Source organism: Elusimicrobium minutum Pei191 (genome assembly GCF_000020145.1).
GTDB lineage: Bacteria > Elusimicrobiota > Elusimicrobia > Elusimicrobiales > Elusimicrobiaceae > Elusimicrobium > Elusimicrobium minutum.
The window spans coordinates 1061466-1075491 of the sequence record NC_010644.1 but is presented as its reverse complement, the minus strand read 5'-3'; the positions used below and the strand labels follow the sequence as shown (position 1 = coordinate 1075491).

Below are 14026 nucleotides of genomic sequence, written 5' to 3'. Positions count from 1 at the left end.
TGGCATTAATTTATATATCTGCGATTATTTGAAGAACATCATTAACAAAGTTTAAGGTTTTTCCTTTTTGTCGATAATTACACCATACTGAAACGCCATAGGCAGACTCAACCTTGCGATCCTCTAAGCAAACACCCCAAGATGCCTCTACTTGATGTTTGGTCATCCCTACTGAAATTTCGCCTTTATTTATCTTGTCTAGTGTAGATTTAGACCAATTCGCTCCGTAGGCTTTTATAACAATATCTCTATATTTTTGTTGTTCCTGTTGAGCTTTTTTGTCAGCCTGTCTTTGTTTTATAAGAGGGTTTATATCGGTAAATGAGTATGGGATTTGATCCGGCAGTTCTGCAGTAATATAATTATCGTCATCTATCATTAATTTAAAAGCGGCGGAGTCATAATTTCCCCATTTCACATCTTTAATTTTATATGGTTTGTTTTTTTCTGCATCATAACTTGTTGTATATCCTTTCTCGTTATCTCTGCTAATACCCCTAAATATAGATGTTGGATATAGCGTTTTTCCGATATAAAAATCCCTTGCAATATCTAAATCCTCTAGGATATCAACACAATCTAGTGGATATATTTTTTTTGTTTTTATAGTTTTTGTTTTCCCATTATCTTTAGTTTCTTCTAAAACCAAGGACTTATTTTTATAGTCAATATCTTTAATAAGAAGGACCTTGTCGACATACTTATTTTTTTCAAACTTCTTATCGCCTATTCTGCAATGGGTGCCCAGAACAGTTCTTTGCTTTAAAAAAATAAAGTGCTTTCCAATATAGCGTTGATAGTTGTCTGCATTTATCTTTACTGCGAATGCAGGCACAACAAATAAGCAAAAGAGTAGAGTGAATAATAGTTTTTTCATATATTACCTCGCTAAAAAGAAAATAATAATTGCATCAATCACTACGAATGAAACAAGTTGCCAGTTTTTAAATGGCGTTGGATAAGTCTTATTTAATAGTTTGTGTGTGAGTAGATAAGCAGCGTAGAAGAGAGCAAGTATTAAAACGATTAGTATTATCGTCTGAGTCATAACATCCCCCTATTTTTTGTTTTTTTCTTCTAAGAATTTAGGTCTCCTTTTTCTTGCAGGAGGTCTAAACTCGTCAATTACTTTGGCTTGAATTTCTATCTCATGTATGGACCCAAAAATAGGTTCATATGCATCATTATCAGGAATAAGCCAAATAGTATTACTTTCTAAATAAAAGCGTTTTAATGTACATTCATCTTCTAGTCGTGCAATTACTATTTCTCCTTCGGAGACATCTGTTATAGTGCATTTCCTTAGAATAATGGTAGTTCCTTCTTTTAGTGATGGCTCCATACAGTCGCCGCGAACTTTTGCGGCATAATCATTATCATCTCCACGAAGAACAGGAATATAAAGTGAAGGAGTCTCCTCGAGTATCGCACAGTTAAATCTATCGGCGTAAATTTCCCCCATAAACGGTACATAGTTGTTGATACGAACCATCTCCATTGTTGGCAAATCTTTTTTACTTTTATCCTGAATGCCAAAAATTTCTTTTATTTCTTTTTCAGACTTTTTAAATATTTTAGATATGGCAATAATATTGTCAGATCCCGGCTTTATTCTTCCCGAAATCCAACCAGAAACGGCACTTTCGCCAACATCTAACTTGGTGGCTAATTTTTTTTGAGAGCCTTTTAAAACGCCATTGTTCCACTCTTTTAATAGAGCTTCTATTTTATTCATATCCTCACTCCTCGTCGTAAAATGAGGGCATAAGACACCCCCTTGACTTTCTTCACTATTTTTACTAAACTTAATATAGATAGTGAAGTGAGGCTTGTTCCTAGTCAAACTGGACAAATCTTGCAGAGGGCGGCGGTGAAACAAAAGCTAAAGCGCAAACGGCCGAAACCACCGAACCTCAAAAATAAAACCGCAATGCCAAAGCGGACTTATGCGATAGATGAAAATTTAGGTAGCAAAATTTAGTTCAGGTTATGACCTAAGCTAATAAGTAAAGTCTTAACATCGCATAAGAACCGCAAACCTTAAAAGCAGAGATTAAACACCTCTGTATCCTGGCAGGATTATTTTAAGGGCTTGCGGTTTTTATTGTACCAAATTTAACGAAATTAGACTAAGAAGAGAGGTTTGAGATGATAGCAATAAAAAACACATGGGAAGAAAAATCTGCCCTATACAAACAGAAGTCGAAGGTTATTACGCGTCAGGGGATAGTGTTCATAAATTCCTTTGAGGTTGCCCTCCGATTAGGAGAGGACGTGAAAAACATTCAATGGAAGGCCAAATACGGACGCTTTAGGGATATTGCAAAAAGATGGGGAAAGCTGTATTGGTTCCAAGAAAAAGACATTAACAGACTTATGGGAGTGTAATATGGCCACTATAAAAAATTTCATTTTGATTTTTGAAGGCAGGCGCAACCCACGCAAAAATGAAAAGCGCGTCTTAACAGTTTTTGCAGTTCTTATATATATTGCACTTTTGGCAATTTAAAGCTTATGAAAAAATATTTAACACACTTTTTAATCAAAACTCTAAGCCGTGTAGATTACACCTTTAAGGCACCTTTAAAAATAGATGTGTGGGTGCTTGTTGGGCCGGACGGTATGGATTGGGATTGTGAAGAAATAAGCATAAGACACATTGGCAAAGGGATTTTAAACTATGGGCCTGTGTACCCAATGCTTAGGCATATAGGCGATACAAAAGACCTGCTACGGCTGTTTTGGGCGTATTTAATAAGGGATTAAGAATGACATTGCAAGAAGCTTTAGACAAGGCGCGGCGCGCGGCAAATGGGGCAATACAAATATGGGGCTTAACGGAGCCAGCGCAAGCCAATGCAATGAAGCAAATACAAGAAATTTACGAAGGTTATTTAAAACAAGTTGAGGTTAAAGAAAATGGAACACAATCCAAGTGTAAGAATTAAGAAGGTTAAGGACTTTGTTAAAACACGCAAAATTGAGCGCGCGCAGATGAAAGCCGCCAAAGCCAAATTAACCCGCAAAGAAAAGAAAGCGGCAAACTTTTACGGCTTAAATATTTACTTTAAGGGTGCGGCTTGTGATAAGTGTGGCGTTCTTAGAGATCGCACCGGAAAGAAAGTCAAAAGGCCGGCAAAATAGGGGATCTTATGGCAAAAAAACTAAACAGTTTCAAGGACACCGCGGGCAAGTTATGGGTTGCCTGTTGTGAATGTGAAGCCGGCGGCAATGGAAGTGCTGAAGGCAAATGTGGAGGCGGTTCTACTGCTAAGAAGTTTAACGGAATGGGCTGTTTTGCCGGAACGCTACTTAATAATTTACAGGGGGTTTTATGAGCAAAGAAATAATAAGTTTACAGCTTGAAAACATAAAAAAGATTAAGGCCATAACCATAAGGCCGGAAGGCAATTTTGTAGAAATATCGGGCCGTAATGGGCAAGGCAAATCTACCGTGCTTGACGCTATATGGTGGGTGCTGAAAGGCAAAGATAATATACAGCAAATGCCGGTACGCCAAGGGCAGGAAAAAGGCACCATACGCCTTGAACTTAACGACCTTATTATAGAGCGCGTATTTAAGGTTAATGAGGTGGGCACCGATTATACCACCACCATAAAGGTAACGAGTAAAGACGGGGCCAAATACTCCAGCCCGCAGGCCGTGCTTGATAAGTTTACTGGCATTTTAGGGTTTGATCCGCTGGCCTTTATGCGCATGAGCGCAAAGGAGCAGTACGAATTTATCCGCAAAAACGCCGATTTAAAGGTGGACATTGACGAACTGGACAGGAAACACAAAAGTCTGTACGAGCAGCGCACCGAGGTTAACAGGGAAGTTAAACGCCTTGAGGCCCAAATAGAAAGCATGCCCATAGTTAATGTGCCCAAAGAGCGCGTGGACGTGGCTACTTTAATGTCTGTTCTTCAAAATGCGCAGGAAAGCAACCAAAAAATACAAAAGGCCAAATACGCACTGGACAGCCTTACCCAAAAGAAAATCAGCAAACAGGACGAAATAAAAAGGCTTGAGGCGCAAATTTTAAGCATTAAGTCAGACGTTGAACAGCTTGACGTGGATATACGCCGCGGGCTTGAGTTTATGCGCAGCAACCAGCCCATAGACACCACGGACATTGAAAGCAAAATCAAAGACGCGGAAACCATAAACGCCGCCTTTGATGCCGCCGTTAACAGGGATAAACTTGTTACGCAAAAAATAAACGAGGAAGCCCATGTTATCCATTTAAATAATGAAATGGAAAGCCTGGAAAACCAAAAGAAACAGGCCATAGAATCCGCCAACCTGCCCGTAAAAGAGCTGGGCTTTGGTAATAACGAGCTGCTTTACAAGGGGTTACCCATAAAGCAGTTAAGCGCGGCGGAGCAGTTAAAGCTAAGCATGGACATTGCCACGGCGGAAAACCCTGATTTAAAGGTAATTCTGCTACGCGACGCGAGCCTTTTGGACGACGAGAGCCTTGAGTACATTAAGCAGCGCGCGGAAGAAAGCGGCTACCAAATATGGGCCGAGCGCGTGGACACCACGGGCACCAAAGGCTTTGTTATTGAGGACGGAGAGCTGAAAGCATAACTGGCGCACTGTTACCCCGGGGCGGCCCAAACCCTGCCGCCCCTATGTTTTTAATTTTAAGGAGATATTTATGAGCCATTTTACAGTAATAGTATTTGGAAAAGACCCAGCAAAACAGTTGCAGCCCTACCATGAGTTTGAATGTACAGGGCAGGACGATAAATATGTACAGGATATAGACGAAACGGAAAAGCTGCGTAAAGAATACGAAACCATGACAACCACACGCTATAAAGACGCTGAGGGCAATTTATTTGTAACTTGGGCGGATCAATTTTACAGAGAACCTACAGCGGAAGAATTGTCCAAACATAACCCTATGGGACATGGCTGGGGCGGCGGTATTTCTTGGACAAGCAAGGATTGGGGCGATGGTAAAGGTTACCGCCCAAAAATTGCCTACATTCCCGAAGGATACACCAAAGTTGAAGTGAAACAAAGCGCAGTTATGACATTTGCTGAATATTGCACAGAATATGAGGGTAAAACTGTCCTTAACCCCGGTGAAACACTTGACCTTAATGAAAAACACAAATACGGCTATTGCCTTATTGATGATAAAGGTGAGGTAGTAAAAGTTATAGACCGTACAAATCCCAATGCTAAATGGGATTGGTTTGTAGTCGGCGGCCGCTGGTCTGGTTTCTTTAAGTTAAAAGAGGGCGCGGAAGGCATTTTAGGCAAAAAAGGGGTAATGGGTGCTAATCGTAATCACAAGCCCGGTTATGCAGACATAGCCAAAAAGAAAGACATTGATTTTGCAAGCATGGAAGAAACTGCCTCCAAAAAAGCTGCCGAAGTTTACGATAAAGTCGCCGCCTAACACCGGCTATGGACTGGGAAACATGGGAAAGCGCACGCACGCGCATAAAAAACATTGATGAGGCAAGGGAGTTTTACAATAACCAGCCTGCAATTAAAGCCATTAACGAATCTAAAAAATTTGGTTTTTATTTTGAACAAGACGAGCTTTTAGCCGGCAGAGAAGCCTATATTGAGGCGGCTAAAACAGAATCTTATAGACCATATGCCTTTGTAAAGGACGGTAAATGGTTTGGTAAGGGCAGAATGGGTTGGTGGGGCGCGTCCCATGACGAGGATGAAGTGGCGTATAACAAATTATTTTTGGAGACGCTTAAGGCCGCCACGCCAAACACAATCCTTACAGTTGTTGATTGCCATATTTAACGGAGACAATTATGCAAATTTTAACAGATAAAGAATATTTTGCCTACCCGGCAATAAGCAAAAGCCAGTTGCACCAGTACGATCCGCTTAACCCCATAGCCTTTTGGCGCGGGTGTAAGCTAAACCCGCAATGCACGCCGGACAAAGAAACGGACGCTATGGTTAACGGTAAGCTGCGCCATATGTTACTGCTGGAGCCGCAGAAGTTTGAGCAGGAGTTTTTGGTTATTGAAGGCGGTTACGGCTTTGGAACGCGCAATACAAAGGCTTTCCAAAAGGTAATAGAGGACAACCCCGGCAAAACCGTAATAACGCAGGAAATGCTGGATACAGCCAAACTGCAAATAGATACGCTTAAAAGCTACTCGCTTATACAAAGCGTACTGGAGGGCGCAACGGTGGAAAAGGCCTTTTTATGGACGGATGAGGAAACAGGCCTGCCGCTTAAATGCAAGCTGGATCTTATCAAAAACATAGCCGATGGCCTTGTTATTACCGAATACAAAGGCGCAAGCAATATGGACAACATAAGTAAGGGTATAGACATACCCGGCTGGCAATGGGACGCGGGCATGCAAACAAAGGCTATTAAGGCCAAATACGGCGTAACCCCGTTTAAAATGCTGTTTATTGTGCAAAGCACCATAGTAGGAGAAGAGCACAAAATACTGCCCATAAGCATTGACAGCGAAACGTGCGAGTTTTGCGAGGACTTTGTAAATATTGCCCTTGGCAAAATAGCCGCGCGTATTGAGAAATACAACGCCGGCGACCCCGATGCCTGGCGCAGCGAGCTGATGGAGCAAACCTTTATGGGCACCAACGGCACCTGCTTCAGCTACGGCTTTGACAGACTTTTTGAGGCAATAAAAGGATAGGTTTATGACTACGGAAAATATACAAAGAACGCCCGCTTTGGGCATATTGTTGGAGCAGGCACCTTTTTACAGCAAAGCGCAAAACCTTGAACAAAAGAAAATTGAGGACATGATGGTCAGCTTTGCCTACATAGCGCATAAGGTAATAAAAAGACACCAAGATAAAGGCCGTGGCGAAGTGGACGTACAAAGTATTAAAGAGGCTTTTAAATGCTCTATGGATACCGGCATACCTGTGGACAACCGCCGCCTTGCTTACCTTACCATTGTTAAAAATAACAGCACAGGGAAGTACGAAATACAGTATGAGCCCGGCTATATGGGGTTTGTGCATAAATTGCGCCAGATTAAGCCCGGCGCGGTGGTGCAAACAATACTTTTATGGGAAAAGGACGTTTTTACCTACAAAAGCACTACCGGGGTGGCGGAATATTCCTATGTACCGGAAAAGCCCATGCGATCCGATTTTAACCACATTATAGGCGGCTTTTGTTACATATCTTACTTTGAACACGGGCGCGAGTACAGCTTTGTAACACCCATGACAAAGGCAGAGCTTGATCTGGCGCGCGGCAAAGCCAAAACGCAGGATGTTTGGGGTGTATGGCCGGGCGAAATGTACAAAAAGGTAATTATCAAGCGCGCAGGCAAAGTGGAGTTTATTGGCGAGCCGGAAATGGAAAAACTTAACGAAATTGACGATCGCAGTTATACCGGCTTTGAACGTAAGCAGCCTGCCAAAGTTGACTACAGCGCGGTAAAACCGTTGCCGCAGGAAATAACCGAAACCGAGGCTTTGCCCGCACCCGGCGGCGATGATACTGTGCAAGACGTATTTAGCATGGAGGAGCCCCAATGAGGCCTTTTAACCCACGGCGTAAAGGCTTTATACCGCTTAAAACCAAGCGCAAAGAGGACTTGGAACACCTTTTACAGCGGGAAATATGCACTTTTTTGGACAACCAGTCCGCGCGTATACCCTTTATATATTTTGCGGTGCCAAATGCCCTTAAATTTTTAAGTTTCCTTGGAGATGCCACACGCATAGGCGCGGCGTACAAAAAAATGGTTGCGGAGGGGTTTAAGCCCGGCGCGCCGGACTTGTGTGTGATTGTGCAGCATAACGGCCTTAAGGTTGGCTTTTTTGAACAGAAAAAGCCCGAGGTTAAGGAAATAAGCCCGCTTACAGGCAAGCTACGTATCAAAAGCCCTAAGGGGCAGGTAAGCGATAACCAGCAAAAGTTTTTAGCGGAAGCGGTTAATATGGGCATTTTTTGCGCGGTTTCCTACACCTTTGAGGATTTTTTATCGCACTGGAAGGACTTTTTAGAACATTAGGAGTGCCAAATGGCCATACCTTACATAAAATTTTACCCGGAATTTTGGGCCTTATTAAACAACCTGAAAGCCAAAGAACAGGCCTCTATTTTGGATGCCGTAAAGCATTACCAAATGTTTGAGGAATGGCCGGAAATTTCCAAAAAATTTGAAGAAAATAAAAATTTTCTGATGGTTTTTTCAAAAATTCAAGAAAAAGTGATTTTGGACACAGAAAAGTATTTAGAGAAAAGTAACAAAGCGCGGGAGAGTGTTTTAAGTCGGTGGAACAAGAAAGAGAAAGGATACGAACGTATTACAAACGAAGAAGAAACGAACAACGGAAGTAATACGGACGAAATACTATTTATATTAACAATTAACAATAAACAATTAACAATTAAGCCCGAAAACTTCCCCTTAACTTTTTTGCTTGCCGATTTAATGAAAGCCAACAACCCAAATGTTAAGCTGCCAGCAAACCTTAAAGCTTGGGCCAAGGAAGAAGACCGCCTTGTGCGCATAGACAAACGCCCTGTAGAAGAAGCTTTGCAGGTGCTTAAGTGGTGCCAAGCGGACGGGTTTTGGAAGTCAAACATTTTGAGCATACCGAAGTTTAGGGAAAAGTACGACACGCTTAAACTTCAAATGCAAAACAAGCGCGGCGCCGGCGCTAAATCTTCCGCGCTGCCAAGCCCTGACGGGAAATACAAGGTTTAGGGGGTATCCGATGAATGACGAAGAAAGAAGGCAAAAATTAGAATTACTTAAAAAAAGCGGCTTTGAACCCGTACACATGGCCTATACCTTTGAAGATTTTGAGGTTACAGGCCCTACAAAGAATAACTATGACGCTTGCCGCGCCTTTGTAGAAAACCCGCTTAATTTGTACGTTTACGGCCCTGCCGGCAATGGTAAAACGCGTTTAGCCATAACCGCGATTAAGAACCGCCTTTTAAAATATGCGGATGAGTACGGGCGGGTTATCTTTTGGGAAGACTTTAAAAACGCCGTAATGGCCGATATGCGAAACGATAGTACGGAATACATAGACAGCCTAGCGCGCCGTAAATGCCTGCTTATAGACGATATTTTTAGAAACGGCGTGAACGAAACCACGAAGGCCGCCATAATACGCCTTTTTGAAAAGTGGGGCAACCACGGCAAGAAGAAGCTTATTGTAACGTCCAACAAGGACATAGAGCAGCTTAGCAAGATTTTGGAAGACGACCGCGCGGTAAGCCGAACCGTAGGGCTTTTTGACATGATCATAGAAAACGCCGGGGAAGACTACCGCGTAAGGAACCTAAAGGAAAAGGTTGTAAAGGCTGGACAGGACTTTAACGCGCGCGCCGTAAGCTTGGGGGTTATGAAATGAACGAAGCAATCCATACCTTAAAGGTGCAAATTCATAGGTGGAAAGATACTAACTACCGTATGAAGTACAACATGAAGAAAACGCGCTTCCGTATTAAGCGCAATGAAGAACGGATAAAAGCTCTACAAAAAGAATTAAAGAGGTTAGAGAAATGAGCGAATATAATAACGTACTAGAATATGCTTGCACGTATGAGAATAAGAGGTTAATTGAATCAATAATTAAAGATACAGAGCATAGCCTTAACGGAAAGTCTGTCTATAATTATAAAACCAGGCATTTGCAAAGTTGCTATGGAAAATATGAAATCCATGTTATTAAACGCAGAAATATAGTCATAGAGGTGGTTTGTATAAATGGAATGATACAAGCAAACTCTGATAAATCAGGAGTAAATATATGAGCGAAGAATTAAAGCCGTGTCCGTTTTGCGGTAGCAAAGATGTACATACAAACAATGCCTACCCGCACTATATTTTTTGCCTTGCCTGTAATGCTATGTTCCGCGTTGCAGGGCTACAATGGGAAAAAGACGTTCCCAAACTAATAGAAGCATGGAACAGGAGGGCAAGATAATATAAAAAATTACTTTAGGAGAGAAAAGCTATGGCTACTTGTATTTGGTGTGACGGCAAGATGGTAAGGAAAGAAAACGACAGGGGGCATAAGCAGCTTCAATGCGAAAACTGCGGCTTTACAACTTTAACCCCTTTGAAAAAAGACGAGTAATAATATGGAAAATTTTAACGCAAAAATTTATATAAGCAGTGCCATGAGCAACAAAGAAAACTTTAACCAGCAGGCCTTTTTTGAGAAAGAGGCTGAGCTCCGCAGCCGCGGGTACAAAAACATTTTAAACCCCGCCGTAATAGGCCAAAAGCACGGTTTTAAAAAGCCTTACAGCTTTTACATGCGCGAAGCCATTAAAATGCTTGCTGACGCGGACATTATGGTGGTTTTTGGCGACTGGCAAAAAAGCAAAGTTTGATATTCCCGTGAAAATTGAGAGGTAGGTATGAGAAAAGAGATTATTGGCAACTGCACGCTGTATTTGGGGGACTGTTTGGAAGTTATGCAAACCATTGAACGTGTGGACGCAATTATTACCGATCCTCCTTATGATGAAAAAACACATAACGGTGCGGATAAAAAATTTTCTGACATAAATTTTGCGCCTTTAGAAAGCCCTGCTTTATTGGCTAAAACATTACTGGGAAAAAGCAGATTTTGGGTGTTGGCATTTTGTTCATTTGAACAGTTAGGGCAATATAGGGACGGCGCAGGGGAAGCTTGGATTAGGGCTGGAATATGGGACAAAATTACGAACATGCCACAAATGACAGGAGATAGGCCCGCGCAGGGTGGAGAAGGTATCGCCATCATGCACAACAATGGCATGAAAAAATGGAATGGTGGTGGTAAGGCCGCTATTTATAGATATTTAGTTGAGCGCGGTAATAAACAACACCCCACCCAAAAACCCCTAGAACTCATAGAGGAACTGATAAGTCTGTATACCAATGAGGGACAGTTAGTATTAGACCCTTTTATGGGTAGCGGCACCACTGGTGTTGCGTGCGCACGCTTAAATCGTAAGTTTATTGGCATTGAAATTGACCCAAAATATTTTGACATATCATGCCATCGTATAGAAGCTGAATTACGGCAAGGGAAATTATTTTAAGGAATAGGTATGCAGAAAAACACAGCATTAATTACACAGCTTAAAGAAAGCGGGCAGGATTTTGAGTTTTACCCAACTACCAAAGAGATGGTAGCCACAATATACTGCAATGCCAAAGAGCGCAATATAGACAGCGTTTTGGACATCGGCGCGGGCAATGGCGGCTTTTTAAATGAGTTTGCGGCTCTCTGCAAAAGCGAAAAAGAAGGAGGGCGCGAAATAACAAAATATGCGATTGAAAAGTCCGATATTTTAATGAGCCGCTACCCCGCCGATATTTTTATTCTAGGCACAGACTTTCACCAGCAGACTCTTATAGACAAAAAAGTGGACATGATTTTTTGCAATCCACCGTATTCACAATATGAACTCTGGGCGGCCCGGATTATCAAGGAGGCTAATGCAAAGCACGTTTATCTGATTATCCCACAGAGATGGAAAGATAACGAAGTAATCAAAGCCGCGCTTAAAAAGCGTAAGGCCCGCCACTATGTCATAGGCCACACAGATTTTAAAGACGCTGAACGCGCCGCCCGCGCCGTGGTTGACATAATCAGAGTTGACCTCTGCGAAAGCTACAGAGACCGTGCAGAAGTTGACCCATTTAAAACGTGGTTTGAAGATTTTTTTAAGTTGCAAGCTGACAAAACGGACGATAACGCCTATGCTCGCGCAGAGCGTAAAGCCGATGATATTAAAAATGGACTTGTGAAAGGTCAAAACCTCATAGATAATCTTTGCGAACTCTACGGCGCAGATATGGCAAAAATCCTTAAAAATTACAGAGTGCTTGAAACGCTGGACGCTGATATATTCAAAGAGCTTAATGTCTCAGTAGAAGGACTTTGTGAGAGCTTAAAGACAAAGTTAGAGGGCACAAAATCCCTTTATTGGAAAGAACTTTTTGACCACATGGACACTATCACCGGCCGCCTTACTAGCGGCAGCCGAGCGGACCTGCTGAATACCTTACAAGAACACACCAGCATTGATTTTACTTCGTCCAATGCCTACATGGTTGTCCTCTGGGCGATTAAGAACGCCAACCGATATCTGGACAAGCAGCTTGTGGATATGTATTTGGATTTGAGCGATGCGGAGAACGTTTCAGCTTATAAGTCCAACAAAGTTTTTAAGACGGACGATTGGCGGTGGAATAGGCGGAATGAGAGAAAAGAAACGCATTATAAGCTGGACTATCGTATTGTCAAAAATGTGTGGAAGTGTTTTGCACAGAGCAGTTATGAAGCATATTCATACCCTAATGGCCTCCACAATGACTGCCATGCGCTTTTAAATGACCTTTGCACCATAGGCAAGAACCTCGGTTTCAGCGTTCATCAGAACAGCTTTAACTTTGAATGGACACCCGGCGGACAGCGCACTTTTGAATATGGAGACGACAGCAAGCCCTTCATGGAGGTGCGCGCTTATAAAAAGGGCTCTATCCATATTAAATTTGCGCTTGAGTTTTCAAAGGCTTTAAACATTGAAGCCGGGCGCATATTAGGCTGGCTCCGCAACGCTGAGGACGCAAGCCAAGAGCTTGATATACCCACACACGAGGTCAGCTCGTATTTTAACAGAAACCACGGGGCTAAGCTGGGCCACGATATAAAACTTTTAGCTTAAGAGGGTTTTTATGGACAAACAAATATTAGATGTATGTTGCGGCGGAAAGATGTTTTACTGCGATAAGGACGATTGCCGGGTTTTATTTTGCGACAAAAGATATGAGCCCGTTCGCAAAATGTCAAATGGCGGTTATTTCGGGGTTATGCCGGACAAAATACACGACTTCCGAAATATGGATTTTAAAGATGACTCTTTCTCTTTGGTTATATTTGATCCGCCCCATCTTTTTTGCGGCAAAAAAAGTTTTATGTACACAAAGTACGGAACGCTTGAGCACTTCGGCAAATGGAAAAAGGATTTAGCAAAAGGCTTTAGTGAATGCTTCCGCGTATTAAAGCCGGCCGGTACGCTTATTTTTAAGTGGTGCGACGCCGACATATCCTTAAAAGAGGTTCTAAGCCTTACGCCGGAAAAGCCGGTAATTACACACACCGCCAAATCAAATAGCGGGTTTAAAAACACATATTTTTGTGTATTTTTCAAGGAGGCAAAATAGTATGAGCAAAAAAGAATCTATGAATGATATGGCGCGTAAAGAATGGGAAAAATCAGGTTTAAAGTATTCTGATATTAGCGAAGCAATGTTTTTAAGGCTCGTTAAAATCCTTGACGAAACTTTAAGAAAAAACACTTCAGGAATTAATGACCTATGCGTAACAATGAAACCCAAAAAATATGCCCCAGTATTTAAAAAAGATTACAGGGGGGGCATGCGGGAAGCATATATCTACTGTCGGGCTGATTATTTTACAGGAAGAGAGGCCATATCTTTTAATAGCGACGGTTTTATCGGGTTTTGTGGTTGGGCTTGCACAACCACTACGGAGCCTTTTATAGAGGCGTTTAAGATATGGATTAAAGAACTTTTGGAGGAATAATGCAAAGAAAAATAAAAGAGCTTTATTTGCAATTTCAAATTATCGGCGCGGCTTTGAAAAAAATAGCCGAGCTCACAAGGCAAGACCTTAACGAAGAGGGCGCAACTATTTCCATCATCAACAAGTGGGTCCTTAATAATCGCGCCGATATGGAAAAGTTGGCAAAAGAACAAGAGGTAGATTTATGAAAAAATTACCTCACGGCAAACGCGAAAAGCGGTGCTGGGAATGCGCCCTATACTGGCGCAATAAAGGCCAATGCAGCGGCGGCTATAAAGGTTGCATAAATTTTAAAAAATGGGAGCCTAAAAATGTTATCGGTAATAATTAAAGGCAACAGGCTTTGCCCTCATTGTATAAATGAGGTACCAACGCCAAACCCGATAAGGAAAACTCGTTCGCATAAGTGTTTGGGAACAGATAAAAATACACACAGAATGTACAGAAATACACCAAAAGATTGTCCATTGCGGG

General features: G+C 42.1%; 23 protein-coding genes. 21 read left to right on the top strand and 2 right to left on the bottom strand.

Annotation, left to right across the window (positions count from 1 at the left end):
- Positions 1–10 precede the first annotated feature (10 nt).
- Entirely contained in the window at positions 11–877 is an 867-nt protein-coding gene (locus tag EMIN_RS05055; protein ID WP_012415156.1) for a hypothetical protein, read from the bottom strand.
- A gap of 180 nt (positions 878–1057) precedes the next feature.
- A complete protein-coding gene (locus tag EMIN_RS08305) occupies positions 1058–1735 on the bottom strand; it encodes a LexA family transcriptional regulator (protein WP_052545822.1) in 678 nt (225 codons plus the stop codon).
- A 779-nt stretch (positions 1736–2514) separates the two neighbouring features.
- Here EMIN_RS08305 and EMIN_RS05040 point away from each other — a divergent pair.
- The 21 genes from EMIN_RS05040 (at position 2515) to EMIN_RS04950 (ending at position 13740) form a co-directional block, all read left to right on the top strand.
- Complete coding sequence (locus EMIN_RS05040) at positions 2515–2766, top strand: hypothetical protein (RefSeq protein ID WP_012415153.1); 252 nt, start codon at positions 2515–2517, stop codon at positions 2764–2766.
- A 2-nt stretch (positions 2767–2768) separates the two neighbouring features.
- On the top strand, positions 2769–2948 hold the full coding sequence (locus EMIN_RS05035) for a hypothetical protein (protein ID WP_012415152.1): 180 nt from the start codon (positions 2769–2771) through the stop codon (positions 2946–2948).
- On the top strand, positions 2920–3144 hold the full coding sequence (locus EMIN_RS05030) for a hypothetical protein (protein WP_012415151.1): 225 nt from the start codon (positions 2920–2922) through the stop codon (positions 3142–3144). The genes EMIN_RS05035 and EMIN_RS05030 overlap by 29 nt, the downstream gene beginning before the upstream one ends.
- Positions 3145–3152: 8 nt before the next feature.
- Positions 3153–3338, top strand: a complete 186-nt coding sequence (locus EMIN_RS05025) for a hypothetical protein (protein WP_012415150.1) — start codon at positions 3153–3155, stop codon at positions 3336–3338.
- Positions 3335–4594 (top strand): ATP-binding protein, encoded by a 1260-nt coding sequence (locus tag EMIN_RS05020; protein ID WP_012415149.1) that lies wholly within the window; start codon positions 3335–3337, stop codon positions 4592–4594. Before EMIN_RS05025 ends, EMIN_RS05020 begins: the two co-directional genes overlap by 4 nt.
- A 70-nt stretch (positions 4595–4664) precedes the next feature.
- A complete protein-coding gene (locus EMIN_RS05015) occupies positions 4665–5417 on the top strand; it encodes a hypothetical protein (RefSeq protein ID WP_012415148.1) in 753 nt (250 codons plus the stop codon).
- An 8-nt stretch (positions 5418–5425) separates the two neighbouring features.
- Positions 5426–5782, top strand: a complete 357-nt coding sequence (locus EMIN_RS05010) for a hypothetical protein (protein WP_012415147.1) — start codon at positions 5426–5428, stop codon at positions 5780–5782.
- A gap of 11 nt (positions 5783–5793) precedes the next feature.
- Entirely contained in the window at positions 5794–6660 is an 867-nt protein-coding gene (locus EMIN_RS05005; RefSeq protein WP_012415146.1) for a PD-(D/E)XK nuclease-like domain-containing protein, read from the top strand.
- Between the two features lie 4 nt (positions 6661–6664).
- Positions 6665–7519 carry a recombinase RecT gene (locus EMIN_RS05000; RefSeq protein ID WP_012415145.1) on the top strand — a complete coding sequence of 285 codons (855 nt, stop codon included), beginning with the start codon at positions 6665–6667 and terminating at the stop codon, positions 7517–7519.
- Positions 7516–7998, top strand: coding sequence for a VRR-NUC domain-containing protein (locus EMIN_RS04995; protein WP_012415144.1), 483 nt, complete (start codon positions 7516–7518; stop codon positions 7996–7998). Before EMIN_RS05000 ends, EMIN_RS04995 begins: the two co-directional genes overlap by 4 nt.
- A 9-nt stretch (positions 7999–8007) precedes the next feature.
- On the top strand, positions 8008–8697 hold the full coding sequence (locus EMIN_RS08300; protein WP_012415143.1) for a hypothetical protein: 690 nt from the start codon (positions 8008–8010) through the stop codon (positions 8695–8697).
- Between the two features lie 10 nt (positions 8698–8707).
- Positions 8708–9355 carry a DnaA ATPase domain-containing protein gene (locus EMIN_RS04985; RefSeq protein ID WP_012415142.1) on the top strand — a complete coding sequence of 216 codons (648 nt, stop codon included), beginning with the start codon at positions 8708–8710 and terminating at the stop codon, positions 9353–9355.
- Positions 9352–9510, top strand: coding sequence for a hypothetical protein (locus EMIN_RS08920; RefSeq protein ID WP_187146152.1), 159 nt, complete (start codon positions 9352–9354; stop codon positions 9508–9510). Before EMIN_RS04985 ends, EMIN_RS08920 begins: the two co-directional genes overlap by 4 nt.
- A gap of 244 nt (positions 9511–9754) precedes the next feature.
- Positions 9755–9931, top strand: a complete 177-nt coding sequence (locus EMIN_RS08595) for a Lar family restriction alleviation protein (RefSeq protein WP_012415140.1) — start codon at positions 9755–9757, stop codon at positions 9929–9931.
- 30 nt (positions 9932–9961) lie between these two features.
- Entirely contained in the window at positions 9962–10084 is a 123-nt protein-coding gene (locus tag EMIN_RS09495; RefSeq protein ID WP_012415139.1) for a hypothetical protein, read from the top strand.
- A 4-nt stretch (positions 10085–10088) separates the two neighbouring features.
- Positions 10089–10343, top strand: coding sequence for a DUF4406 domain-containing protein (locus tag EMIN_RS04975; protein ID WP_012415138.1), 255 nt, complete (start codon positions 10089–10091; stop codon positions 10341–10343).
- Between the two features lie 27 nt (positions 10344–10370).
- Positions 10371–11039, top strand: coding sequence for a DNA-methyltransferase (locus tag EMIN_RS08915; protein ID WP_012415137.1), 669 nt, complete (start codon positions 10371–10373; stop codon positions 11037–11039).
- Between the two features lie 9 nt (positions 11040–11048).
- Complete coding sequence (locus EMIN_RS04965; RefSeq protein ID WP_012415136.1) at positions 11049–12671, top strand: class I SAM-dependent methyltransferase; 1623 nt, start codon at positions 11049–11051, stop codon at positions 12669–12671.
- Between the two features lie 10 nt (positions 12672–12681).
- On the top strand, positions 12682–13170 hold the full coding sequence (locus tag EMIN_RS04960; protein WP_012415135.1) for a class I SAM-dependent methyltransferase: 489 nt from the start codon (positions 12682–12684) through the stop codon (positions 13168–13170).
- A gap of 1 nt (position 13171) precedes the next feature.
- A complete protein-coding gene (locus tag EMIN_RS04955) occupies positions 13172–13552 on the top strand; it encodes a hypothetical protein (RefSeq protein WP_012415134.1) in 381 nt (126 codons plus the stop codon).
- A complete protein-coding gene (locus tag EMIN_RS04950; protein WP_012415133.1) occupies positions 13552–13740 on the top strand; it encodes a hypothetical protein in 189 nt (62 codons plus the stop codon). The genes EMIN_RS04955 and EMIN_RS04950 overlap by 1 nt, the downstream gene beginning before the upstream one ends.
- Positions 13741–14026: the final 286 nt, after the last annotated feature.

What these genes read in the sequence shown, in the direction of transcription:
- EMIN_RS08920 (WP_187146152.1), top strand. Translation starts at nt 9,352, where the DNA reads ATGAACGAAGCAATCCATACCTTAAAGGTGCAAATTCATAGGTGGAAA.
- EMIN_RS08595 (WP_012415140.1), top strand. Translation starts at nt 9,755, where the DNA reads ATGAGCGAAGAATTAAAGCCGTGTCCGTTTTGCGGTAGCAAAGATGTA.
- EMIN_RS08915 (WP_012415137.1), top strand. Translation starts at nt 10,371, where the DNA reads ATGAGAAAAGAGATTATTGGCAACTGCACGCTGTATTTGGGGGACTGT.
- EMIN_RS08300 (WP_012415143.1), top strand. Translation starts at nt 8,008, where the DNA reads ATGGCCATACCTTACATAAAATTTTACCCGGAATTTTGGGCCTTATTA.
- EMIN_RS04955 (WP_012415134.1), top strand. Translation starts at nt 13,172, where the DNA reads ATGAGCAAAAAAGAATCTATGAATGATATGGCGCGTAAAGAATGGGAA.
- EMIN_RS09495 (WP_012415139.1), top strand. Translation starts at nt 9,962, where the DNA reads ATGGCTACTTGTATTTGGTGTGACGGCAAGATGGTAAGGAAAGAAAAC.
- EMIN_RS05035 (WP_012415152.1), top strand. Translation starts at nt 2,769, where the DNA reads ATGACATTGCAAGAAGCTTTAGACAAGGCGCGGCGCGCGGCAAATGGG.
- EMIN_RS04985 (WP_012415142.1), top strand. Translation starts at nt 8,708, where the DNA reads ATGAATGACGAAGAAAGAAGGCAAAAATTAGAATTACTTAAAAAAAGC.
- EMIN_RS04995 (WP_012415144.1), top strand. Translation starts at nt 7,516, where the DNA reads ATGAGGCCTTTTAACCCACGGCGTAAAGGCTTTATACCGCTTAAAACC.
- EMIN_RS04960 (WP_012415135.1), top strand. Translation starts at nt 12,682, where the DNA reads ATGGACAAACAAATATTAGATGTATGTTGCGGCGGAAAGATGTTTTAC.
- EMIN_RS04950 (WP_012415133.1), top strand. Translation starts at nt 13,552, where the DNA reads ATGCAAAGAAAAATAAAAGAGCTTTATTTGCAATTTCAAATTATCGGC.
- EMIN_RS04975 (WP_012415138.1), top strand. Translation starts at nt 10,089, where the DNA reads ATGGAAAATTTTAACGCAAAAATTTATATAAGCAGTGCCATGAGCAAC.
- EMIN_RS05005 (WP_012415146.1), top strand. Translation starts at nt 5,794, where the DNA reads ATGCAAATTTTAACAGATAAAGAATATTTTGCCTACCCGGCAATAAGC.
- EMIN_RS05020 (WP_012415149.1), top strand. Translation starts at nt 3,335, where the DNA reads ATGAGCAAAGAAATAATAAGTTTACAGCTTGAAAACATAAAAAAGATT.
- EMIN_RS05040 (WP_012415153.1), top strand. Translation starts at nt 2,515, where the DNA reads ATGAAAAAATATTTAACACACTTTTTAATCAAAACTCTAAGCCGTGTA.
- EMIN_RS05015 (WP_012415148.1), top strand. Translation starts at nt 4,665, where the DNA reads ATGAGCCATTTTACAGTAATAGTATTTGGAAAAGACCCAGCAAAACAG.
- EMIN_RS05000 (WP_012415145.1), top strand. Translation starts at nt 6,665, where the DNA reads ATGACTACGGAAAATATACAAAGAACGCCCGCTTTGGGCATATTGTTG.
- EMIN_RS04965 (WP_012415136.1), top strand. Translation starts at nt 11,049, where the DNA reads ATGCAGAAAAACACAGCATTAATTACACAGCTTAAAGAAAGCGGGCAG.
- EMIN_RS08305 (WP_052545822.1), bottom strand. Translation starts at nt 1,735, where the DNA reads ATGAATAAAATAGAAGCTCTATTAAAAGAGTGGAACAATGGCGTTTTA.
- EMIN_RS05010 (WP_012415147.1), top strand. Translation starts at nt 5,426, where the DNA reads ATGGACTGGGAAACATGGGAAAGCGCACGCACGCGCATAAAAAACATT.
- EMIN_RS05030 (WP_012415151.1), top strand. Translation starts at nt 2,920, where the DNA reads ATGGAACACAATCCAAGTGTAAGAATTAAGAAGGTTAAGGACTTTGTT.
- EMIN_RS05055 (WP_012415156.1), bottom strand. Translation starts at nt 877, where the DNA reads ATGAAAAAACTATTATTCACTCTACTCTTTTGCTTATTTGTTGTGCCT.
- EMIN_RS05025 (WP_012415150.1), top strand. Translation starts at nt 3,153, where the DNA reads ATGGCAAAAAAACTAAACAGTTTCAAGGACACCGCGGGCAAGTTATGG.